Here is a 21,079-nt window from a genome sequence, read left to right as displayed (position 1 = left end):
CGACCATGTTCAAGCTGATCATCGACACCGCCGTGCGCCACCGCTGGCTGGTGGTGGCGCTGGCCGCGCTGCTCGCCGCCGTGGGCCTGTTCCAGTTGGGCAGGCTGCCGATCGACGCGGTACCGGACATCACCAACCGCCAGGTGCAACTCAACACGGTGGCGCCGGCCCTGACCCCGGAGCAGATCGAGCGGCAGGTGACCTACCCGCTGGAAACCGCGCTGGCCGGCATTCCCGGCCTGACCGCGACCCGCTCGCTGTCGCGCAACGGCTTTTCGCAGGTCACCGCGATCTTCACCGATGCGACCGACGTCTACTTCGCCCGCCAGCAGGTGGCCGAACGCATCCGCGCGGCCTTGGACGACCTGCCGGAGGGAGCATCGCCGCAACTGTCGCCGGTCACCACCGGCCTGGGCGAGGTGCTGATGTGGACGGTGGACTTCACCGCGTTCGATCCGTCCCGGCTGGCCCGGCCGGGCGCGGCGGGCTGGCAGGCCGGGGAGGTCTACCGCACGCCGGACGGCGAACTGCTGCGCACGCCGCAGGAGCGCGCCACCTATCTGCGCACCGTGCAGGACTGGATCATCGCGCCGCAGATGCGCGCCAGCCCGGGACTGGCCGGCGTCGATACGGTCGGCGGCTACGTCAAGGAATACGGGGTGCATCCGGACACGGCGCGGCTGGCCGCGCACGGCCTGGGCCTGGCCGACCTGGTCACCGCCCTGCAGCGCGCCAACGTGCAGGCCGGCGCCGGCTTCGTGCAGCGCGCCGGCGAAGGCCTGGTGGTGCGCGCCGACGGCCTGGCGCTGAGCGCCGACGATCTGGCGCAGGCGCCGGTGGCCACCCGCAACGGCATGGTGGTGCGCGTGGCCGACGTGGCCGCGGTCGCCTCCGGTCGCGCCCCGCGCCTGGGCGCGGCCAGCCGCAACGGCCACGAGGCGGTGCTGGGGACCGCGCTGATGCTCGCCGGCGGCAACAGCCGCACTGTGGCGCAGGCCGCGGCCGCGCGGCTGGCGCAGGTGAACGCGTCGCTGCCGCCTGACATCGTGGCGGCGCCGGTGCTGGACCGCAGCGTGCTGGTCAACGCGACCATCAGGACCGTGGCCAGGAACCTCACCGAGGGCGCGCTGCTGGTGGTGGTGATCCTGTTCCTGCTGCTGGGCAACCTGCGTGCGGCCGCGATCACCGCGCTGGTGATTCCCTTGTCGTTCCTGTTCGCGGTGATCGGCATGCACCGCTTCGGCATCAGCGGCAACCTGATGAGCCTGGGTGCGCTGGACTTCGGCATCCTGGTGGACGGGGCGGTGATCGTGATCGAAGCGACCCTGCTGTTGCTGGGCCAGCGCCGCGCCGCGCTGGGCCGCGGGTTGACCGCCGCCGAGCGCCTGGGCGTTGCCGCCGAGGCGGCGCGCAAGATGGCGCGGCCGGCCGCCTTCGGCCAGTTGATCATCCTGCTGGTGTTCGCGCCGATCCTCACCCTGGAAGGCGTGGAGGGCAAGACGTTCCAGCCGATGGCGGCCACCTTCATGCTGGCCCTGGTCGGTGCGTTCCTGTTTTCCTTCACCTTCGTGCCGGCGATGGCCGCGCTGCTGGTGCGCGAGCCGACGCTGCAGGACGAGGCGGCGCATGCGACCGACGACGCGCACGAAACGCGTCTGCTCCGCGCGCTGCGCACGCGCATCGCACCGGCGATCCGCGCGGCCGTCGCGCATCCACGCACGGTCGCCGCCGGCGCGGTGGCGATGCTGCTGGCAGGCGTCGGCGCGTTCGCGATGCTGGGCCGCGAATTCATGCCGACGCTGGACGAAGGCAATGTGGCGATGCAGGCCCTGCGCGTGCCGTCCACCTCGCTGGAACAGTCGCTGGCGATGCAGCTGGCGCTGGAAAAGGCCATCGCCACGCAGCCGGAAGTGGCAACGGTGTTCTCGCGGACCGGCACCGCCGAGGCGGCGATCGACCCGATGCCGACCAACATCTCCGACAGCGTGATCGTGCTCAAGCCGCGCAAGGACTGGCCCGATCCGGCGCTGGACAAGGAGCGACTGGTGGCCCGCCTGGAGGCGCTGGCGGGGCAGCAGCTCGGCAACAGCTTCGAGTTCAGCCAACCGATCGAATTGCGCTTCAACGAACTGATCTCCGGCGTGCGCACCGACCTGGCGGTGATGATCTTCGGCGACGACTTCGGCCAGTTGCAGAAGGTGGCCGAGCAGATCGCATCGACGCTGCGCGCGGTGGAGGGCGCGGCCGACGTGCGGGTCGAGCAGATTTCCGGGCTGCCCACGCTGGATGTGACCATCGACCACACGGCGGCGGCACAGGTCGGGCTGAGCGCGGCCGACGTGAGCGACGCGCTGGCCACCGGCATCGGCGGCCGCGCCGCCGGCAAGATCTTCGAGGGCGACCGTCGCTTCGACGTGGTGGTGCGGATGGACGACGCCGCGCGCAACGACCCGGATCAGCTGGCCGCGCTGCCGATCGCCACGCCGACCGGACAGGTGATCCCGCTGTCGTCGGTGGCGCGCATCGCCGTCAGCGAAGGGCCGAACCAGATCAGCCGCGACAACGGCAGCCGCCGCGTGGTGGTGCAGGCCAACGTGCGCGGCCGCGACCTGGGCGGCTTCGTCGGCGCGGCGCAGGCTGCGGTGGCCGACGTGCCGTTGCCGCCGGGCGCCTACCTGAGTTGGGGCGGCCAGTTCGAGAACCTGCAGCGGGCCGAGCGGCGGCTGGCGACCGTGGTGCCGGTGGTGTTCCTGCTGATCGGCGGCCTGCTGTTCATGGCCCTGCGCAGCGTCAAGGAAGCGGTGCTGGTGTTCAGTTGCGTGCCGCTGGCGCTGGTCGGCGGCCTGCTCGCCCTGCTGCTGCGCGGCATGCCGTTCTCGGTGTCGGCCGCGGTGGGCTTCATCGCCGTCTCCGGCGTGGCCACCTTGAACGGCTTGGTGCTGATGCAGGCGATCCGCGAGCGCCTGGAGGCCGGCGACCTGCCGCTGCAGGCGGCGATCGACGGCGCGGGCAGCCGCATCCGCGCGGTGTTGACCACCGCGCTGGTCGCGATCGTCGGCTTCATTCCGATGGCGATCGCCAGCGGCTCCGGTGCGGAGGTGCAGAAACCGCTGGCGACGGTGGTGATCGGCGGGCTGATCACCGCCACCGCCCTGACCCTGCTGGTGCTGCCGACCTTCGCCGCACGCGTGGCCGGGCCACGCCACGCCGGCTGATCCGCCGCAGGCCGGCGCCCTTCCCGCAGGAAGCGGCGCCGGCCTGCGCGGCAGCGATCAGGCCTTCTTCTTGCGCGCGGCGATGTAGGCGCGGATCTGCTGCTGCAGCACCGGCAGCGGCACCGAGCCCTGCTGCAGCACCGCGTCGTGAAAGGACTTGATGTCGAAGTCCGCGCCGAGTTCGCGCTCGGCCTCGGCGCGCAGGTTGAGGATGGTCAGTTCGCCGAGCTTGTAGCTCAGCGCCTGGCCCGGCCAGGAGATGTAGCGGTCGACCTCGGTGGTGACCTCGTGCTCGCTGAGCGCGGTGCGCTCGCGCAGGTAGGCCTGCGCCTGCGCGCGGGTCCAGCCCTTGTGGTGGATACCGGTGTCGATCACCAGGCGGCAGGCGCGCCACATCTCGTAGCTGAGCCGGCCGAAGTCCTCGTAGGGCGTGGCGTAGATGCCCATCTCCTTGCCCAGCTTCTCGGTGTACAGCGCCCAGCCCTCGCCGTAGGCGGAGATGTAGTTCTCGCGGCGGAACGCCGGCTGCGCGCCCTGCTCCTCGGCCAGCGCGCCCTGCAGCGAATGGCCCGGCGAAGACTCGTGCAGGGTCAGCGCCGGCAGGTTGTACAGCGGCCGCGACGGCAGGTCGTAGGTGTTGAGCCAGTAGGTGCCGACGCCGCCACGGCCGGCGGTCCAGAACGGGGCGATGTCCGCCGGCACCGGCACGATGGTGAAGCGCCCGCGCGGCAGCGTGCCGATGAACTTGCCGACCTCCCCGTCCACGCGCTTGGCGATCCACGCGGCGCGATCGAGCAGTTCCTGCGGCGTCTTCACGTAGAACTGCGGATCGGTGCGCAGGAACTGCAGGAATGCCGGGAAGGTCTTCTGCCCGGCCGGCGCGTGAAAGCCCACCTGCTGGATGATCGCGTCCATCTCCTTCTGGATCCGCGCCACTTCGCGCAGGCCGAGCTGATGGATCTGCTCGGGGTCCATGTCCAGCGTGGTGTACTCGCGGATCTGCTGCCGGTAGTAGGCCTTGCCGTCGGGCAGGGCTTCGGCCGCCAGCGTGGTGCGCGCCTGCGGCACGTACTCCTGGCGATAGAAGGTCAGCAGCTGCGCGTAGGCAGGGATCACCTTGTCGCGCAGCGTCGCCTGCGCCTGCGCGCGCAGTTGCGCCTGCTCGGCGGCGGGAATCTGCGCCGGCATCTGCTTGAACGGCGTGTACAGCACCGCGGCGGTCGGATCCTTCAGTTCGGCCACGGTGGCGATGGCGCCATCGCGGCCGTCGAGCACCGCGCGCGGCACGCTGAAGCCGCGCTTGAGCCCGGCGCGCATGTTGTCGGTCTGCTGCGCGAAGTAGCGCGGCACGTCCTCCAGCCGCGCGATGTAGGCGCGGTACTCGTCGGGCGTGCGCAGCGTGCGCCGGGCCATGAACGCCAGGTCCGACCAGAACGCGCTGTCGGAGTTGAACGGCATTTCGTAGGCGCGCAGGCGCACCGACGCGGCCAGGTTCTCCACCTGCGGCCGGTAGATCGCCAGGTTGACCTGGTTCTCCGGCGAGAGCTGGGTGGCGTCGAGCGTGTCCAGTTGCCGCAGCACGTCGTCCCATACCTTCAGGCGCGCGGCCTGAGCGGCCGCGCCGACGTCGGGCAGATGGGTGTTGTCGCCGCTGCTGTCGCTGTCCTCGTCGGCCTGGCCGAGCTGCGCCTGGCGCCAGGCCCACTCCTTCTCGTAGATGGCCTGGAACCGCGCATCGGCGGCGCTGGCATTGGCCGTGGCCGGTGTTGCACTGGACGCTGTCGACGCCGGCGGTGCGGCCAGTGCGGGTGTGGCCACGGCGAACGCGATCAGCAGGGAAATGGCCAGCGGGGTCTTGGCGAGCATCGGCATGGGCGGCACACGGCGGGAACGGATCGTCGATGATCGCACCACCACCCTGCCTGGCGGGTGGGCCGGAAGTCCTGTGTGGGGCGATGCAGGGAACGGAAACGCGCCTCGCAGCGGTTGTACCGGCCTGCAACTCAGGAACTGCATCGCTGGCTTAGCTATAGCTGTAGCTCTGGCTGGCTGCGGCTGCGGCTGCGGCTGCGCAGGATGGCGTCCCATTGTGGGAGGGACTTCAGTCCCGACGCGCGGTCGCTCCGCCTGCGACAGCATCCAGCAGCAACTGCAGCCATTGCAGCGGTCGCAGGCCTGCTGGTGCCGACATCGACCATGCGACCGCAAGCCTCACCGTCGGTCTGCACGGCATCACGCCGTCGCACTTGCACCCGAGCATGATGCCGCGCACGGCGCGGTAGCGGCCGGACACAGCCAAACCGCATCCCAGTACGGGTAGTCGCCGACGCGGCGCACCAGACCGGCGCGCAACGGGTTGGCGACGAGGTAGCGCGCTGCCGGCAGTAACTGCCGCGCGTCGCGCAGTGCACGATTATGAAACCCCTCCATCCACACGGCGCCGCCGCGGCCCCGCGCATGATTGGCCGCCCTGGCGGCGCGGCCCTTGGCCTCGCGCATGACGGTCGGCAGCGCGGCACCGTGCTCGAGCATGACCAGTCCATGCCAGTGATCGGGCATCAGCACCCAGCACAGCAACTGCGCGCCGACCCAGGTGTTGGCATGGCCCAGGCAGGACGCGGCCGCCCAGGCGCATCGCCAGTCCTCGAACAGGCGTTGGCGCTGCCAGGTCACCGTGGTGACCAGATAGGTGCGGCCGGTCTCGCTCCAGCGCCCGGCACGCAGCGCGCGGTAGCCTCGGGGCAGTCGGGTGTGCATGACGCCAGGGTTGCAAGGCGGATGACGCGACACCATCGGGGATGGACTGTGGCAGGCGTAAGGAAACCTGCGCGCGTAGCGTCAGAAATCCGGTGCTCGCTGCCGTGTGCCGCGGAGGGCGGCACTACCGAGACCTGGAAGATTCAGGCGTCGGGACTGAAGTCCCTCCCACATGTGGGGCCTTGGCGTCATCGGCGGCGATGACAGTAGGACCACTGAGGTGTGGAAGGTGCGCGCGTCGGGACTGAAGTCCCTCCCACAGTGGCCAGCTGCGATCGGGGGGGATTACGCGCCCCTGCAATCGCGCGCAGCGGCGCCGCGCTCAGTGCGTCGCGCGGTCGCGGTGCCAGCCGCGGTGCTTGATGTCCAGGTACAGGCTGTAGAAGGCGGTGAAGGCGGGGAACAGGTTCTGCAGCACACCCACCGAGTCCTGCTTGGCCGAGAACATGAAGTAGCTCAGCGTCATCAGGCTGCCGACCACGCTCATGTACCAGAACAGGCGCGGGATCACCGGCTTGCCGGCGCGCTTGGAGGCGACGAACTGCACCAGCCAGCGGCCGCCGAACATCAGCGCGCCGACGTAGCCGATCAGCTTCCAGCCGGTGACGTGCAGCCCGGTCCAGTACAGCGCCTGGATCGGTTCGTTGAGGAAATGCGCGTCCATCTCAGCGCTCCTGCACCGCGGTGCGGCGGCTGCGCGCGATCAGCCAGGCCACGCCGCGCAGGTCGCGGATGCCGACCAGGGCGCGGTTGAGATTGTTGTACTTGGACACGCCGGAGGTGCGGTGGCGGTGATTGACCGGCACGCTCAGGGTCTGCCAGCCGGCGCGCTGCATCAGCGCCGGCAGGTAGCGGTGCATGTGGTCGAAGTACGGCAGGTCCAGGAATGCCTCGCGCTCGAACAGCTTGATGCCGCAGCCGGTGTCCGGGGTGTCGTCGCGCAGCATGCGCGCGCGGATCGCGTTGGCCCACTTGGACGCCCAGCGCTTGCTGCCCGAATCCTGCCGCGACACCCGCCAGCCGGCGAACAGCTTGACCAGCGGCTCGGCGGCCTGGCGCGAGGCCAGCAGCTTGGGGATGTCGGCCGGATCGTTCTGGCCGTCGCCGTCCAGGGTGGCGATCCACAGCCCGCGCGCGGCCTTGACGCCGTTGCGCACCGCGGTGCTCTGCCCGCTCTGGCTGACATGGTGCAGCACGCGCAGCTCCGGCGTGGACGCCTTCAGCCCTTCGAGCACCGCCAGGGTGTCGTCGCGCGAATGGTCGTCGACATAGACGATCTCGAAATCGATCGTGCCGCGCAGCGCGGCGACGATCTCGGCGACCAGCGGCGGCACGTTGTCGCGCTCGTTGAACACCGGGACGACGACGGAGAGGGAAAGCTGGCTCATGGATTCGGCAAGGCTGGGCGCGGGGCGCGCGTGGGGGAAAAAGCGGCAGGCATTGTGCCGCGGACCGATGATCCGCGGATGAAGCGTCAGGCGGCGGCGCCGAAATACTCCCGGCACCAGGCCACCACCTGCGGCAGGCCGACCTCGATCGGGGTACTCGGATCGAAGCCGAACGCGGCGTGGGCCCGCGCAGTATCGGCCATCGTCTCGATCATGTCGCCCGGCTGCATCGGCCGATACTGTTTCTCGGCGCTGCGCCCGGCGGCGTCCTCGATCACCGCGATGAAGCGCTCCAGTTCCACCGGGGTGTGATTGCCGAGGTTGAACACGCGATGCGGCACCGGCTCGCTGGAGGGGTGATCGAGCGCGCCGAGCACGCCGGCGACGATGTCGGCGACGAAGGTGAAGTCGCGGCGCATGCGGCCGTGGTTGAACACCTCGATCGGGCGCCCGGCCAGCACCGCGCGGCTGAACAGCAGCGGCGCCATGTCCGGACGGCCCCAGGGGCCGTACACGGTGAAGAAGCGCAGCCCGGTGGCGCGCAGGCCGTACAGCTGCGCATAGGTGTGCGCCATCAGCTCGTTGGCGGCCTTGGTCGCCGCGTACAGCGAGCGCGGCTGGTCGATGCGCTGATCCTCGGAGAACGGCGGCGTCGCCGAATCGCCGTACACCGAGCTGCTGGATGCATAGACCAGATGCTCCACGCCGCGGTGCCGGCACAACTCCAGCATGTTGACGAAGCCGACCAGGTTGCTGTCGACGTAGGCATAGGGGTTCTGCAGCGAATAGCGCACCCCGGCCTGCGCGGCCAGGTGCACCACGCGGGTCGGCTGCACCTCGTCGAACAGCGCGGCCAGGCCGTCGCGGTCGGTCAGGTCCAGGGTGCGGATGTCTGCGTTCGCGCACAGCGCGGCGACGCGGTCGCGCTTGAGCTGCGGGTCGTAGTAGTCGTTGTAGTTGTCCAGGCCCACCACCAGTTGCCCGGCGGCGCGCAGCGCACGGACGGTGTGGGCACCGATGAAGCCGGCGGCGCCGGTGACGAGGATGGGCATGGCGAAAGTCCTGGAAAGCGTGGAACAGCGTGCGCGGTGTGTGGATCGGAACGGCAGGTCAGAACAGCCCGAAGCGCTTGCGGGCGACATTGGGCCGGGCGGGATCGATCACGTCCTGCAGGCCCTTGGCGTCGAAGCGGTCCATCAGCGCCTCGGCGCCCTTCTTCAGCTTGAGCGCCATTTCTTCCGGATACAGCGGCACCAGGGTCATGAACACGATGGTCTTGTCGGCATCGACGACCAGTTCCCCAAACGCCTCGGGCGTGCTCACCGGCGGCAGCACGATCGCCCCGTCGAAGCCGACGCCGGGCGCGTACGGTTCGGCCGGGTGACCATTGGGCACGGTGTGGCCGAAGCCCAGCCAGGTGTCGTACTTGTGCGGCAGCCGCGCCAGGGTCTTGAGCAGGCGCAGCGGCCAGTAATGGCGCTCATCCTGGAAATCGTCCTGGGTGATCGGCCAGTCGGGCGGCAGGGTCAGCATCAGCTCCATGAAGCGCGGTGCCCCCACGCCCTCGGGCACGGCCATCGGCAGGTCGCTCATCCCCGAGGTGACCAGCCGCAGATACGGCACCTCGTCGGTGGCGGGCACCACATGCACATCCAGATGCACGGTGTCGGAGATGATCTCGTGCAGCACGCCGGCGACCGGCCCCAGGTGGCGTTCGATGTGCGCGCCGATCTGCTCCAGGCAGGACTCGCCGCTCGCCAGCGCGAACGGTTTTTCCTCGCGGTGGTGCAGGATCGGGCTGCCGCCCGGGCTGATCTGCGTGTCCTCGTTGCTCATGCAATGCTCCGGTTGCTGGCCAGCGCCGCGGCGCGCGGCCTCAGCGCAGGGTCAGCGGCGCGTCCTTGGCCAGCGCCGCCTTGCGCTCCTTGCTGAACTCCCACCACGGGCGCGGCGTCTCGCCCTGCATGAAGCGCACGATCGACAGGAACACGTCGATCACGCAGTGGTCGTGCACCACCCCGGTGCGCAGGCACAGCTGTGCGTACATGTCGTAGGGATCGCGGCCCTGCAGGTGCGCCGGCACGCGGATGCCGATCAGGCGCAGGTCCTTCTCGCAGGCCGGCCCGACGTTGGGCAGGTCGGTCAGGCGCAGCAGGTGGTGACGGTCGACCTTGCTGGGATGCATGGCGGGGACGGTCCTGGCGGACGCGGGCGGCGGCGCTCAGGCCTGCCGCGGGCGCAGTTTCTCGAGCACGCCGTCCAGCGTGTCCAGGTCGGTGTAGTGGATCACCAGCTTGCCCTTGCCGCCGCGGCCATGGGCGATGGACACCTTGGTCCCCAGCGACTCGGACAGCTCGGTCTCCAGCGAGGCGATGTCGGCCTGCGGCGCGGTGCGCGCCGGCTTGGCCTTGCGATTGCTCGGCACCTTGCCGGCGGCGAACTGCTGGGCGCGGTGCTCGACCTCGCGCACCGACCAGCCCTGGTCGGCGGCGTCGGAGGCCAGGCGGCTGGCCAGCTCCGGCGACAGCGTCAGCAGCGCGCGCGCATGGCCCATCTCCAGGCGCCGCGCTTCCAGCAGCGCGCGGATCGCCGGCGGCAGTTCCAGCAGGCGCAGCAGATTGGACACCGACGCGCGCGAGCGGCCCACCGCCTCGGCGGCCTCGGCGTGGGTCAGCGAGAACTCGTCGATCAGCCGCTGCAGCGCCTGCGCCTCTTCCAGCGGATTGAGGTCCTCGCGCTGGATGTTCTCGATCAGCGCCATGGCGATGACGGTGCGATCGTCCAGCTCGCGCACCACCACCGGCACCTCGCTGAGGCCGGCCAGTTGCGAGGCGCGCCAGCGGCGTTCGCCAGCGACGATCTCGAAACTGCCCGGCGCCAGTTCGCGGGCGACGATCGGCTGGATCACGCCCTGCGCCTTGATCGACTCGGCCAACTCCTGCAGCTTGGCCTCGTCCATCTCCTGGCGCGGCTGGTACTTGCCCGGCTGCAGCTGTCCCACCGGCAGGCGGCGCAGGCTCTCGCCCGGCTGCAGCTCGGCGGTGGGCACCGGCGCGGCCGCGCCCTTCGGCCCCAGCAGCGCTTCCAGGCCACGGCCGAGGCCGCGCTTCTTCGCTCCGAGGGCGGGGGGCTTGGCGCTCATCAGATGGTCTCCATGGCCGGCATCGGCCGATTGCGTTCGTTGCGGCGGCGCACGATCTCGCCGGCCAGTCCCAGGTAGGCGACGCCGCCGCGCGAGGTGCGATCGTAGCCGACGATGCTCTGGCCATGGCTGGGCGCCTCGGCCAGGCGCACGTTGCGCGGCACGATGGTGCGGAACACCTTGTCGCCGAAGTGGTTGGTCAGTTCCGCCGATACCGCGTTGGCCAGGTTGTTGCGCACGTCGAACATGGTGCGCAGCACGCCTTCGATCTCCAGCGCCGGGTTCAGCTCGGCGCGCAGCGCCTCGATGGTCTCCAGCAGCGCGGTCAGCCCTTCCAGCGCGTAGTACTCGCACTGCATCGGCACGATCACCGAGTCGGCGGCGGTCAGCGCGTTCAGGGTCAGCAGCGACAGCGCCGGCGGGCAGTCGATCAGGATGAAGTCGTAGGCTTCGCGCAGCGGCGCCAGCGCGGTCTTCAGCCGCTGCTCGCGCGCCGGCTGGTCCATCAGCTGGATCTCGGCGGCGGTGAGATCGATATTGCCCGGCAGCAGGTCGAAGCCTTCCGGCGCGGTCACCCGGATCTGTTCGGCGCTGCTCTCGCCGAGCAGCACGTCGCAGGTGGAGGCGGCCAGCTCGCGCTTGTCGATGCCGCTGCCCATCGTCGCATTGCCCTGCGAGTCCAGGTCCACCAGCAGCACGCGCTGCGACTGCCGCGCCAGCGACGCGGCCAGGTTGACCGCGGTGGTGGTCTTGCCGACGCCGCCCTTCTGGTTGGCGATGGCGATGATGCGGGCCATGCGGGAGCCTCGTCGGCGATGGGGTGGGACCGGGCATTATGCGGTCACAGCCCCCCCTGGCGGAAATCGGGGCCGGCCGCGGCCGCCGCTCAACCGCGCTCGACCACCACCAGGTGGCGGTCGGCGCCCAGGCCGGGGACCTGCAGCGGGTGCACCGTCGGCGCCACCCAACCCGGCGGCAGCGCGGCGATCTCCTCGTCCGGGCGCACGCCCTTCATCGCCAGCAGGCGCCCGCCCGGGCGCAGCAGGTGGCCGCCGACGGCGACGATGCCGGCCAGGGTGTCCAGCGCGCGCGCGGTCAGCAGGTCGTAGGCGCCGGCCTCGTCCAGCGCCTCGGCGCGCGACTCGGCCACGCGCGCGTTGTCCAGGCGCAGCTGGCGCACCGCCTCGCGCAGGAACCGCGCCTTCTTGCCGTTGCTTTCGACCAGGGTCACCCGCAGCTGCGGCCGCGCGATCGCCAGCGGAATGCCGGGCAGTCCCGGGCCGGTGCCCAGGTCGGCCAGCGCGCCCTCCTGGGCGAACGGCTGCATCGCCAGCGAATCCAGCAGATGGCGGGTCACCATCTCGTGCGGGTCGCGGATCGCGGTCAGGTTGTAGGTGCGGTTCCAGCGCGTCAGCAGCGCCAGATAGGCCAGCAGCGGCGGCGCCAGCGCGGCCACGTCCAGGCCTTGCGCGTGCAGGCCCTGCTCGAGCGCGACGCGGACGGAATCGGGAAGAGAGGCATCGGTCATCGGCGGATTATCGCAGGTGCCGCCGCTGCCGCACTCTGGCCGAGGCATTTCCCGGAACGCATAGAGGCTCAGCACCCGCCTGGGGCGGTCAGGCTCCCAACATCCGTGCGAGGCCAGGTACCGGGTAGTATTCGAACGCCTTGCCGACCCGTTGCTTGTAGAGCAGGCCCGCGGCGACCAGGGAATTCAGGTCGCCCAGCGCTGTTGGATAGGTGATCGTGTGCGCCGACCGATGTCCGGCCACGGTGTATGGCCGGTCAGGATCCTTCAGTGCATTGGCCAGCAAGGCGCGCTGCCTGTGATTCAGCACAGCGTCGCCCACATGCGCCTTGCGCAGCACGTGACGCGCAAGCCGATCTTCCTGCTGCTTCTTCGCGATATACGTGTGCAACGCCTGGATGGACTGCTCGATCGCTTCCAACTGCTGCGAGACGAAATAGCTCAGATCGGCGCCATCGCTCTCGGTGTAGAGATACGCCCGCATGTATTTCCCGGGCGACTTCTTCAATACGCTCGAAATCGACAGATATTCGGTCAACCAGTAACCGGAGTTCATCATGCTCCAGTAGAAGAGCGCCCTGGCCGTCCGTCCGTTCCCATCAACGAATGGATGGTCGTAGCCGATCTGGAAGTGAATTGCGATGGCGCGCACGACAGGATGGATGAAGGTTTCGCTCGCCGTGTCGTTCGCGAACGCGCAAAGCCGTCTCATCCTGTCCGCCACTTGGATTGCAGGCGGCGGGACATGCAGCAGCGTCGGCGGGGAACCTCGGTCGGAGATGACGACATTGTCTCCCACCGAACGATATCGACCAGAATATTCCGCGCTTTCCAGCGTCCCGTCCGTCAGGATGCTATGCAGCTCCAGCACCTCCTCGGGCGTGATTGGCCGCTTCCCCCTGTCGCGAATCATGTTCATCGCGAGGTAGTTGTTGTAGATCATTCGCTCCGACTGATCGCGCGGCAGTCTGCCAGTCGATAGCATCTCTTTTGCAACCGCGCGGGTGGTAGCGGCTCCCTCAAGCTGGGACGACGTCATGGCCTCCTCGATCAGCGAACGGATCAGAAATCTATTCTGTCCACCACTGCTCTCCATTCCTTTGATCGCCCCAGCCGCCTCGCGATCAATGTAGTGAAGTCTGCGCTGCATCGAATCGGTAACGGAAACGACGAAGTTCTCGTCGTCTTTGTCCACCAGATCAAGTTCGCGCGCCAGCGCTTGACGGCTCCACTTGATGCCAGCCCACCATTCTTCTGTGGTGAGGCCGTCTGGCGCGACTCTATGCCTGAGTTTGTCCCAGTGTTCGTAGCTTCCAGCCACCTCGGGACCGATCTTCGACCTGAACACCCTCATCATGCGTTCAGGTTCATCAACAAGAAGACGCCAGCTGTCTGGGGGCGGCACAGGGAGCTTCATCGCGTTTTCCTATAAAAAACGTATATCTTTTTACATCAAATTACACCAAAGCACGACCTGCCCAGCCAACGAGGCCGATATCGGAATCCAGGGCTGCAACACGATCCAGAGGCATGGAACCTACGGCAGCCCTGGCCACCAGGCCAGCGCCGCCCGGTAGCCGGGCGCGGCCTCCCATTCGTGTAGGTGCCAGGCCTCGGCCGTGCCCAGGCCCGGGTCGCACCAGACCAGGCGCAGCGCGCCGCCGGCGTCCTCGGCGAAGCGCAGCCGGTGCAGGCCGAAGGCGATGCCGTGGCCATGCGCCTTGAGCAGCGCTTCCTTGGCGCACCACAGGCGGAAGAACAGCGCCTCGCGCGCCGGCGCCGCCAGCGCGGCCAGCAGCGCGACCTCGTCCGGGTGGAAGAAGCGCTGCGCCAGTTCCAGCAGGCGCGGCCGTGGCCGCTGGCGCTCGATGTCCACCCCCAGCCGCGCGTGCGCGGCCACCGCCACCAGCAGGTAGTCGCCGCTGTGGCTCCAACCGGTGTCCACGTGCGCCAGCGGTGCATGCAGGCCGGGCCGGCCGCGGGCGTCGCGGCGCAGCGGCAATTGCGCCGCCGGCACCGCCAGTTCGCCGGCCAACAGGCGCCGCGCCTGCGCCTCGCCGGAGGTCCGCGGCGGATGCGGGCGCAGCCACAGCGCCACCGGGCCGAGGCGCCAATCCGGCGGCTCGGCGCCGTCGGCCACGGGCAGCGTCGGCGCGCTCACGCCGCGCCCACAAAGCGCAATGGCCGCTGCGCGGCGGGGCCGACGCTATACGGCCGCTTCACGGCGGCGCTCCTTAAATGACGCGCACCCCACCGCTCCTGGTGCGGGCCGAACCGAGGAGTCTGACGCATGGGCATCATCATCTGGTTGATCGTCGGCGGCATCGTGGGCTGGCTGGCCAGCATCATCATGCGCCGTGACGCACAGCAGGGCATCATCCTGAACATCGTGGTCGGCATCGTCGGCGCGCTGATCGCCGGCTGGCTGTTCGGCGGCGGCATCAACCAGGCGATCACCCTGTGGACGTTCCTGTACTCGTTGATCGGCGCCATCATCCTGCTGGCGATCGTCAACCTGTTCACCCGCGGCCGCGCGCGCTGACACAACGCCCTCGCCGCTTGCGCAAACGCCCGGTTCGCCGGGCGTTTTGCATTTGCGGCCCCGCTCACGGCGCAGCGCGGTCGGCCGGATGGCGCACGCCGTCCTCGACCGGCACCGCAATGGCCAGCGCATACGGGTCCACGCCCTCCAGGCAGCCGACGTTGTAGCCGTACAGGCTGGGATCGGAGCGGCGCCGATGATGCGTGTAGATCCCGCAGGTGCCGCAGAAATAATGCTGCGCGGTATGCGTGTGGAACTGGTACAGGCGCAGCGCCTGCTCGCCCTGGCGGACATGCAGGGCCGCCAGCGGCACCGAGGCGACGATGGCGCCGCGGCGTCGGCACAGCGAGCAGTTGCAGCGGCGCGGGTCGACGATGCCCTGCGGCAGCTCCAGGTCGATCTGCACCGCACCGCAGTGGCAGCTGAGCCGGTGCAGCGGCGCGATCGCGGTATCGCCGACCTTGTCGATGCAGCGGCGCACGTGGCGCTCGCTCATGCCGCCGGCTCCAGTTCGACCCAGGCCGGCGCGTGATCGCTGGGGCGGTCCCAGCTGCGCGGTTCGCGGTCGATGCCGGCACCGCGGGTGCGCGCCTTCAGCGCCTCGGACACCAGGGTCAGGTCGATGCGCAGCCCCAGGTCGCGGCGGAAGCCGGCCTGGCGGTAGTCCCACCAACTGAAGATGCCGCCGTCAGCATGGTGCAGGCGGAAGCCGTCGTGCAGGCCCAGGCCGAGCAGCTTGTGCAGGGCGCCGCGCTCGGCGGTGGAAGTGAGGATGTGGTTGTCGCTCCACACCAGCGGGTCGTGCACGTCGCGCGCGTCCGGGGCGATGTTGAAGTCGCCCAGCACCACCAGCCGCGGATGCCGCTGCAGCTCGTCGGCCAGCCAGGCGTGCACCGCCTCCAGCCAGCGCAGCTTGTAGGCGTACTTGTCGGTGCCCACGTCCTGGCCGTTGACCACGTACAGATTGACGATGCGCAGGTCGCCGATGGTGGCGGCGATGGCGCGCTTCTGCTCGTCCTCCAAGCCCGGCACGCCGATCTGCACGTCGCCGATCGGCAGGCGCGACAGGATCGCCACGCCGTTGTAGGTCTTCTGCCCGGCGAACACGCTGCGGTAGCCGGCCTCGGCCAGCGCCGTGTCGGGAAACTTGTGGTCCTCCAGCTTGGTCTCCTGGATCCCGACCACGTCCGGTGCGAACGCGGCCAGCCACTGTTGCAGGTGCGGCAGGCGCACATTGAGCGAGTTGACGTTCCAGCTGGCGATCTTCAAGGGAAATCCGGGACGGGGAAGCCGGCCGCTATTCTGACCGCAGCCGCCGCGGCGGCCAAACCGTGGGCACCAGGCCGTTCAGCGCCGCGCGCAGCACTGCGCGAACAGCGCCGGCGCCAGGCTCAGCGCCTGCTGGCGCTGCGCCTCGCTCAAGCCGTCGAGCAGTTCCTCGGCACCGAGCGCCTGTTCCGGCGGCGGGAACGGCCGCTCCGGCGCCTGCCGCGCGGCCAGTTGCCAGGCCGCGGCGTACGGCGGATCGGCCACCGCCAGCCAGGGCGCGCGCAGCAGTTGCGCCAAGGCGTCGATCGACGTGCGGTCGCCGTGCAGCGCGCGGTCTTCCAGTTGCGTCACCACGTCCTCGGCATCGCGCTCGTCGGCGGCCGACAGCGAAGCGCGTTGCCCTTCCGCGTCGACGCTGCCGGCGCGCGCGACCAACTGCGCCACGCGCTGCGCCAGCAACTGGCGTTGCGCATCGGCATCGCCGCGCGCGGCCGCACTGCGCAGCATCGCCTCGATCTGCGCGGCATCGAGCCCGGCAACGCCGCGGCAGGCCGCGAGACGTTGCCGTTCGGCCGCCCGGCGTGCCGCGACGGCCGCGGCGTCCTCGGCGTCTGCACCCGGCAGCACCACCGGGCGGGACGGCGGCGCTTGCGCGCGTTGCCGGCAATCCAGCGCCAACAGCGCGGTGGCGGTCAGACGCTGCGCCTCGCTGGTGCCGGCCGCCAGCGCCGCATCGGGCGGCGTGGTCGCGGACATCGCCAACGGCGACGGTGCTGCCGAGCGCGGTAGAGCCGTTGCCTGCACCTTGCTCGCGGCAACGGCGGGTGCGGCCGTCGGCGGCATCAGCTTCGCCGCGAGCGCGACCATTCCCACGACCACCGCGCCGGCGAACCAACACAGCGGGCACCGCATCGCCGCCATGCTCAGCGCGCCGCGGCCGTGTAGGCGGCGCGGTCGAACGCCATCGGCTGCGCCTGGCGCAGGCGCTGCATGGCGTCGGCCGCGGCCTGCTCGCGCAGTTGCAGATCGATCTGCCCGCGCACCGCGTCGAAGCGCGCCGCGGTCTTCGCATCGAGCCGGATCAGGTGGTAGCCGTCGGGGCCGCGCACCGGCGCGGAGACCTGCTCCACCGCGAGCTGGCGGATCGACGCGTCGAACGCGTCGGCCAGGTAGCGGCCGAAGGTCGGCGACAACTGCCCACCCTCGCCGGCGGTGGCGGTGTCGTCGGACTCGCGCATCGCCAGCGTGGCGAAATCGGCGCCGCCGTCGAGCTGGCGCTTGAGCGCTTCGGCGCGCTGCAGAGCCTGCGCCTCGGTCAGGGTGTGCCCGCTGCGCGGCCCGCCCTGCGGATGCAGCGCGACGAACAGATGGCGCAGGTGATATTCGGTGTAGTCGTCCGGATGCGCGGCGAACTGCCGGCGCAGCATCGCCTCGTCGATGTGCGCGTCGGCGCTGAGCCGTGCCTGCGCGGCCTCGGCCAGGATCGCGTCGGTAGCACGGCGCAGGCGCGCGGCCACCACCGGGTCGTCCTGCAGGTGCTGCTGCCGGGCCTGGTCGAGCAGGATGGCGCGGTCGGCGAAACGGCGCACCACCGAGTCGTCGTCGATGCCGGCAGCGCCGCGCGTGGCGTCGCCGGCCAGGGCGCGGTACTCGCTGGCAGTGAACTGCTGCGCGCCGACGCGCAGTACCACCGGGTCGGCGGTGGCGGGCTCGGCGGCCGGCGCAGCCAGGGCGGCGAACGCGGCCAGCGCGCAGGTGGCCAAGGTGATGGACCTGGCCACGGCGGATTTGGCGAAAGACAGGGACATGCGCTTCTCCAGGAGAGGGCGGCCCACGGCGCCGGAGCGCCGCGGCCGCGACACGGCGGCCGACCGCGGGGTCGGCCGCCAGGACGTGCAAGGACTCAGTCGTGCTTGCCGCGTGCCTTCAGGTACGCGATCGCCGCCTTCGGATCGTCGGTGGTGATCAGGCTGAACGCCTCCTGGTTGACGATGAAGTTGAGATCGCCACGGTTGTCGGCGGTGTCGCGGCCGCCGGAGTAGGAGAAGTACAGGTCCGACAGCTGATAGCAGCAGGCGCCGCTGTTCTGGTAGAACTTCCCGGCCAGCGGGCTGTCCGGAATCGCCTGGAACACGCCCACGCGCACGCCGCGCTCGCGCACGCGGTCGGCCTGGCCCTGCAGCAGGCCACCGAGCTGCTTGACGTTGATCTCCATCGCCTCCTTGGTATCGCTCCAGGCCGATATGGCGTTGTCGACATTGATCTTGGTCAGCATGTTGGTGGTGAACACCGGAATGCCGACCATGCTGGTGGTGTCGGCGCGGAACGCCGAGCGGCTCGGGTACAGGGTGGCATTGACCTTGGCCGCGACGAAGTTGGACGCACCCACCGAGAACGCGGCATCGGCCGCGCGCGAAACCGCACGCACCGAGGCGGCGTCCTTGATGTCGAACACGATGGGCGTCTTCAGGCCATGCGCCTTGAAGTAGGAGAACAGGTCATCCACGCGCGGCACGTGGTAGCCGGTGGTGGTGCGGCGATCGGGGGTCAGCAGGAACAGGCCGCTCACCACCGACCACGGGGTCACGGTGATCGACGGGTTGTAGCCTTGGTTGCTCATCGGGTCGTACTTGGTTTCGCCGGCACGGCTGGTCCACACGTTGGTGGTGCGACCGAGGTTCCAGTCGTGCAGCACCACCGGCACGCCGTCGCTGGTCATCTTGATGTCCAGCTCCACGCCGTCCATGCACTGGTCGTTGGCCAGCTGCAGCGAACCGCGCGAGTTTTCCGGCATGTCGGGGAAGTTGCCGTACTTGCCCCACAGACCGCGGTGGGCCAGCACGACGGTGTCGCCGCTGCTGTCGCCGAACAGGATGTTGCTCATCTTGGTACCGACGGTGTCGTTGCAGTTGGCCATGGCCAGCTGCGGCACGACGGCCAGGACCGTCAGGGCGGCGAGCACGCGACAGGCGCGCGCCAGGGGCGAGGGAACGAATGCGATCTTCATTGGGCTGCGTCCGGTTCTGAAGGAAAGGGGGAGACACGGGGGACGAGCGCCGGTCAGGTCGACGCATGGCGGCATCTCGTGTGTTGCGCTCCGCACGGACGTCTCGCGCAGGAGCCTGAGCCGCCGTGATCGGCGACGGCGTCGGGCGAGAACCTAATAACTTACTGTGAATTATTTATTTCCGGGGTGCGACCCCGCGTTGGACTGTGGACTGCGCCGCGATTTGGGGCAGGCGGGTCGCATTGCTTCCCGGTGACGGGGCTGCGGACGCGGCCCAGGCGTGGATCGCGCGTGCGGGGCGATCGCGGCCGGGCGTGGCGCCACATCGGAGGCTTCGCCGGTCGCGGCCGAGGCAGGCCTTGTAGGAACGGCTTCAGCCGCGGGGCTTTACCGGTAATGCCTCGTCGCGCCTACACGCAGGCGCCCTATCGCCACGCCATGCACACGCGCTCTGGACGTCGGCTGCTCCCCCGCTCACCGCACCAGGAACGAGAGCATGCGCGCGATCCGCGCGTACGGCGGCTTCAGCAAATCGCTGCCGGCGCGGCGCGACTGCCACAGGATCGGCAGCGCCTTGCTGAAGGCGTCGAAGCCGGCGCGGCCGTGGTAGGCGCCCATGCCGCTGGGGCCGATGCCGCCGAACGGCAGCGCGTTGGCGGCGAAATGCAGCAGGCTGTCGTTGACGGTGACCCCGCCGGCGATGGTGGCGTGCAGGATCGTCTCGATCCGCGCGCGGTCATGGCTGAAGGGATACAGCGCCAGCGGCCGGTCGCGGCTGTTGATCTCGGCGATGGCCGCGTCCAGGGAGCGGTAGCTGCGCACCGGCAGGATCGGGCCGAAGATCTCCTCCTGCATCAGCAGCGCGTCGTCGCCCGGCTGCAGCACCAGCGTGGGCACGATCAGCCGTTCGCGCTCGGCACGCTCGCGCGCCACCGTGGCCAGTTCGATGACCTCCAGGCCGCGCGCGTGGGCATCGTCCAGGTAGCCGCGCAGGCGCCGGTACTGGCCCTCGTTGACGATGCGGGTGTAGTCCTCGGCGCTGGCGAAATCGCCGTAGCGCGCCAGCACCTGCGCACGCAGCGCCTGCACCAGCGCCGCCTCGCGGCCGGCGTCGATCAGCACGTAGTCCGGGGCGATGCAGGTCTGCCCGGCGTTGAACCACTTGCCGGTGGCCAGGCGCGCGGCGGCCTGGTCCAGCGGGTAGTCGGCGCAGACGATGGCCGGCGACTTGCCGCCCAGTTCCAGGGTCAGCGGGGTCAGGTTGGGGGCGGCGGCGGCCATCACCTTGCGGCCGACCGCGGTGGAACCGGTGAACACCAGGTGATCCAGCGGCAGCGCGGCGAAGGCGGACGCCACCTCGGCACCGCCCAGCGCCACCGCCACCCGCTGCGGCGGGAACACCTCGGCCAGCAGCGACTGCAGGAACTGCGCGCTGCGCGGGGTGTGCTCGGAGGGTTTCAGGTAGACGTGGTTGCCGGCGGCGATGGCGGTGGCCAGCGGGATCAGCGCCAGGTTGACCGGGTAGTTCCACGGCGCGATCACCCCGACCACGCCGACCGGCACCGGCCGCACTTCCGCACGCGCCGGCCACAGCCGCCAGCCGGCGCCGACCCGCTGCGGGCGCATCCAGCGCTTCAGATGGCGCAGCAGGTGATCGATCTCGCCGAGCACGGTCATGCCGTCGGCGATCAGCGATTCGTGGCGCGAGCGGTGGCCGAAATCGGCGGCGATGGCATCGGCCATCTCCGGCAACCGCCGCTTCAGCGCCGCGCGCAGCCGCAGCAGGTCCTCGCGACGCTGCGCCCGCTCCGGCTTGGCCGACTGCCAGGCCGCGCGCAGACGCTGCAGGGTGACTGGCAAGGCGGCCAGTGGCGTGTCGGTGGAAGCGGCGGCGGCGGCGAGGGTCGGCATGGGCGCACTATACGATGGCGGTCGCGGCTGCCGTGCGCCACGTCGGGGGTCGGCAGCATGCGACCGAGACCCCGGGTCTGACGGTGGCTCGCGTCGGGACTGAAGTCCCTCCCACAAGAGAGCAGCAGCGACCGGGCGAGATGATGCGGCATCCCGTCTCGGGACCGGCAACCCCCACCCTTCCGGGGTCGGGACTGAAGGGCACCTCGAACAACCTGCCACGACCTGGAGCCAGGGGGTAGCATCTGTCGCAACGGCACCAGAGCGGCGCCTGATCGTGGTGGTTGGGAGGCTGAGGTGGCCGCTGGGCTACCTCAGCT

General features: G+C 70.0%; 20 protein-coding genes. 2 read left to right on the top strand and 18 right to left on the bottom strand.

The window, feature by feature from the left end:
• The first annotated feature begins 5 nt into the window (after window positions 1-5).
• Window positions 6-3,215 (top strand): CusA/CzcA family heavy metal efflux RND transporter, encoded by a 3,210-nt coding sequence (locus SLW52_RS19810; protein ID WP_320741044.1) that lies wholly within the window; start codon window positions 6-8, stop codon window positions 3,213-3,215.
• Window positions 3,216-3,272: 57 nt separating this feature from the next.
• Here the strand turns inward: SLW52_RS19810 and SLW52_RS19805 are convergent, their stop codons facing one another.
• From SLW52_RS19805 to SLW52_RS19750, 12 genes are all read right to left on the bottom strand, one after another.
• Window positions 3,273-5,087, bottom strand: a complete 1,815-nt coding sequence (locus SLW52_RS19805) for a DUF885 family protein (RefSeq protein ID WP_320741043.1) — start codon at window positions 5,085-5,087, stop codon at window positions 3,273-3,275.
• A 360-nt stretch (window positions 5,088-5,447) separates the two neighbouring features.
• Complete coding sequence (locus tag SLW52_RS19800; protein ID WP_320741042.1) at window positions 5,448-5,972, bottom strand: transposase; 525 nt, start codon at window positions 5,970-5,972, stop codon at window positions 5,448-5,450.
• Between the two features lie 322 nt (window positions 5,973-6,294).
• Window positions 6,295-6,636, bottom strand: a complete 342-nt coding sequence (locus SLW52_RS19795; RefSeq protein WP_017913883.1) for a lipid-A-disaccharide synthase N-terminal domain-containing protein — start codon at window positions 6,634-6,636, stop codon at window positions 6,295-6,297.
• 1 nt (window position 6,637) lies between these two features.
• Entirely contained in the window at window positions 6,638-7,360 is a 723-nt protein-coding gene (locus tag SLW52_RS19790) for a glycosyltransferase family 2 protein (RefSeq protein WP_320741041.1), read from the bottom strand.
• 86 nt (window positions 7,361-7,446) lie between these two features.
• Window positions 7,447-8,412, bottom strand: coding sequence for an NAD-dependent epimerase/dehydratase family protein (locus tag SLW52_RS19785; RefSeq protein ID WP_017908745.1), 966 nt, complete (start codon window positions 8,410-8,412; stop codon window positions 7,447-7,449).
• 58 nt (window positions 8,413-8,470) lie between these two features.
• A complete protein-coding gene (locus SLW52_RS19780) occupies window positions 8,471-9,196 on the bottom strand; it encodes a suppressor of fused domain protein (RefSeq protein WP_320741040.1) in 726 nt (241 codons plus the stop codon).
• A 40-nt stretch (window positions 9,197-9,236) separates the two neighbouring features.
• Window positions 9,237-9,545: a helix-hairpin-helix domain-containing protein gene (locus SLW52_RS19775; RefSeq protein WP_017908743.1), complete on the bottom strand. Its 309-nt coding sequence runs from the start codon at window positions 9,543-9,545 to the stop codon at window positions 9,237-9,239.
• A 36-nt stretch (window positions 9,546-9,581) separates the two neighbouring features.
• On the bottom strand, window positions 9,582-10,502 hold the full coding sequence (locus SLW52_RS19770) for a ParB/RepB/Spo0J family partition protein (protein WP_160946928.1): 921 nt from the start codon (window positions 10,500-10,502) through the stop codon (window positions 9,582-9,584).
• On the bottom strand, window positions 10,502-11,299 hold the full coding sequence (locus SLW52_RS19765; RefSeq protein WP_017913880.1) for an AAA family ATPase: 798 nt from the start codon (window positions 11,297-11,299) through the stop codon (window positions 10,502-10,504). The genes SLW52_RS19770 and SLW52_RS19765 overlap by 1 nt, the downstream gene beginning before the upstream one ends.
• An 89-nt stretch (window positions 11,300-11,388) precedes the next feature.
• Complete coding sequence (rsmG, locus tag SLW52_RS19760; protein ID WP_267084010.1) at window positions 11,389-12,030, bottom strand: 16S rRNA (guanine(527)-N(7))-methyltransferase RsmG; 642 nt, start codon at window positions 12,028-12,030, stop codon at window positions 11,389-11,391.
• 88 nt (window positions 12,031-12,118) lie between these two features.
• Window positions 12,119-13,447, bottom strand: coding sequence for a Fic family protein (locus SLW52_RS19755; RefSeq protein WP_320741038.1), 1,329 nt, complete (start codon window positions 13,445-13,447; stop codon window positions 12,119-12,121).
• A gap of 120 nt (window positions 13,448-13,567) precedes the next feature.
• The gene (locus SLW52_RS19750) at window positions 13,568-14,191 is read right to left on the bottom strand and encodes a 4'-phosphopantetheinyl transferase superfamily protein (RefSeq protein ID WP_267121590.1); all 624 of its coding nucleotides are present in this window, start codon (window positions 14,189-14,191) and stop codon (window positions 13,568-13,570) included.
• A 129-nt stretch (window positions 14,192-14,320) separates the two neighbouring features.
• On the opposite strand from SLW52_RS19750, the gene SLW52_RS19745 reads away from it, so the two are divergent.
• A complete protein-coding gene (locus SLW52_RS19745) occupies window positions 14,321-14,572 on the top strand; it encodes a GlsB/YeaQ/YmgE family stress response membrane protein (protein ID WP_017908994.1) in 252 nt (83 codons plus the stop codon).
• 64 nt (window positions 14,573-14,636) lie between these two features.
• On the opposite strand, the gene SLW52_RS19740 is transcribed toward SLW52_RS19745, so the two are convergent.
• The 6 genes from SLW52_RS19740 to SLW52_RS19715 form a co-directional block, all read right to left on the bottom strand.
• The gene (locus tag SLW52_RS19740) at window positions 14,637-15,068 is read right to left on the bottom strand and encodes a GFA family protein (protein WP_017911661.1); all 432 of its coding nucleotides are present in this window, start codon (window positions 15,066-15,068) and stop codon (window positions 14,637-14,639) included.
• Complete coding sequence (gene xth, locus SLW52_RS19735) at window positions 15,065-15,841, bottom strand: exodeoxyribonuclease III (RefSeq protein WP_017915013.1); 777 nt, start codon at window positions 15,839-15,841, stop codon at window positions 15,065-15,067. The genes SLW52_RS19740 and xth overlap by 4 nt, the downstream gene beginning before the upstream one ends.
• A gap of 78 nt (window positions 15,842-15,919) precedes the next feature.
• Window positions 15,920-16,603 carry a hypothetical protein gene (locus tag SLW52_RS19730; RefSeq protein ID WP_320744258.1) on the bottom strand — a complete coding sequence of 228 codons (684 nt, stop codon included), beginning with the start codon at window positions 16,601-16,603 and terminating at the stop codon, window positions 15,920-15,922.
• Between the two features lie 161 nt (window positions 16,604-16,764).
• The gene (locus SLW52_RS19725; RefSeq protein WP_320741036.1) at window positions 16,765-17,649 is read right to left on the bottom strand and encodes a peptidylprolyl isomerase; all 885 of its coding nucleotides are present in this window, start codon (window positions 17,647-17,649) and stop codon (window positions 16,765-16,767) included.
• Between the two features lie 95 nt (window positions 17,650-17,744).
• A complete protein-coding gene (locus SLW52_RS19720; RefSeq protein WP_017915595.1) occupies window positions 17,745-18,848 on the bottom strand; it encodes a glycerophosphodiester phosphodiesterase family protein in 1,104 nt (367 codons plus the stop codon).
• Window positions 18,849-19,322: 474 nt separating this feature from the next.
• Entirely contained in the window at window positions 19,323-20,759 is a 1,437-nt protein-coding gene (locus SLW52_RS19715; RefSeq protein ID WP_320741035.1) for a coniferyl aldehyde dehydrogenase, read from the bottom strand.
• Window positions 20,760-21,079: the final 320 nt, after the last annotated feature.

It is taken from the genome of Xanthomonas sp. LF02-5 (genome assembly GCF_034105325.1).
GTDB lineage: Bacteria > Pseudomonadota > Gammaproteobacteria > Xanthomonadales > Xanthomonadaceae > Xanthomonas_A > Xanthomonas_A sontii.
The sequence above is the reverse complement of the archived record's forward strand: the minus strand, read 5'-3'. Positions and strand labels throughout refer to the sequence as shown.

Coding starts and splice junctions, on each gene's coding strand:
- SLW52_RS19810 (WP_320741044.1), top strand. CDS start 6: ATGTTCAAGCTGATCATCGACACCGCCGTGCGCCACCGCTGGCTGGTG.
- SLW52_RS19805 (WP_320741043.1), bottom strand. CDS start 5,087: ATGCCGATGCTCGCCAAGACCCCGCTGGCCATTTCCCTGCTGATCGCG.
- SLW52_RS19800 (WP_320741042.1), bottom strand. CDS start 5,972: ATGCACACCCGACTGCCCCGAGGCTACCGCGCGCTGCGTGCCGGGCGC.
- SLW52_RS19795 (WP_017913883.1), bottom strand. CDS start 6,636: ATGGACGCGCATTTCCTCAACGAACCGATCCAGGCGCTGTACTGGACC.
- SLW52_RS19790 (WP_320741041.1), bottom strand. CDS start 7,360: ATGAGCCAGCTTTCCCTCTCCGTCGTCGTCCCGGTGTTCAACGAGCGC.
- SLW52_RS19785 (WP_017908745.1), bottom strand. CDS start 8,412: ATGCCCATCCTCGTCACCGGCGCCGCCGGCTTCATCGGTGCCCACACC.
- SLW52_RS19780 (WP_320741040.1), bottom strand. CDS start 9,196: ATGAGCAACGAGGACACGCAGATCAGCCCGGGCGGCAGCCCGATCCTG.
- SLW52_RS19775 (WP_017908743.1), bottom strand. CDS start 9,545: ATGCATCCCAGCAAGGTCGACCGTCACCACCTGCTGCGCCTGACCGAC.
- SLW52_RS19770 (WP_160946928.1), bottom strand. CDS start 10,502: ATGAGCGCCAAGCCCCCCGCCCTCGGAGCGAAGAAGCGCGGCCTCGGC.
- SLW52_RS19765 (WP_017913880.1), bottom strand. CDS start 11,299: ATGGCCCGCATCATCGCCATCGCCAACCAGAAGGGCGGCGTCGGCAAG.
- rsmG (WP_267084010.1), bottom strand. CDS start 12,030: ATGACCGATGCCTCTCTTCCCGATTCCGTCCGCGTCGCGCTCGAGCAG.
- SLW52_RS19755 (WP_320741038.1), bottom strand. CDS start 13,447: ATGAAGCTCCCTGTGCCGCCCCCAGACAGCTGGCGTCTTCTTGTTGAT.
- SLW52_RS19745 (WP_017908994.1), top strand. CDS start 14,321: ATGGGCATCATCATCTGGTTGATCGTCGGCGGCATCGTGGGCTGGCTG.
- SLW52_RS19740 (WP_017911661.1), bottom strand. CDS start 15,068: ATGAGCGAGCGCCACGTGCGCCGCTGCATCGACAAGGTCGGCGATACC.
- SLW52_RS19725 (WP_320741036.1), bottom strand. CDS start 17,649: ATGTCCCTGTCTTTCGCCAAATCCGCCGTGGCCAGGTCCATCACCTTG.
- SLW52_RS19720 (WP_017915595.1), bottom strand. CDS start 18,848: ATGAAGATCGCATTCGTTCCCTCGCCCCTGGCGCGCGCCTGTCGCGTG.
- SLW52_RS19715 (WP_320741035.1), bottom strand. CDS start 20,759: ATGCCGACCCTCGCCGCCGCCGCCGCTTCCACCGACACGCCACTGGCC.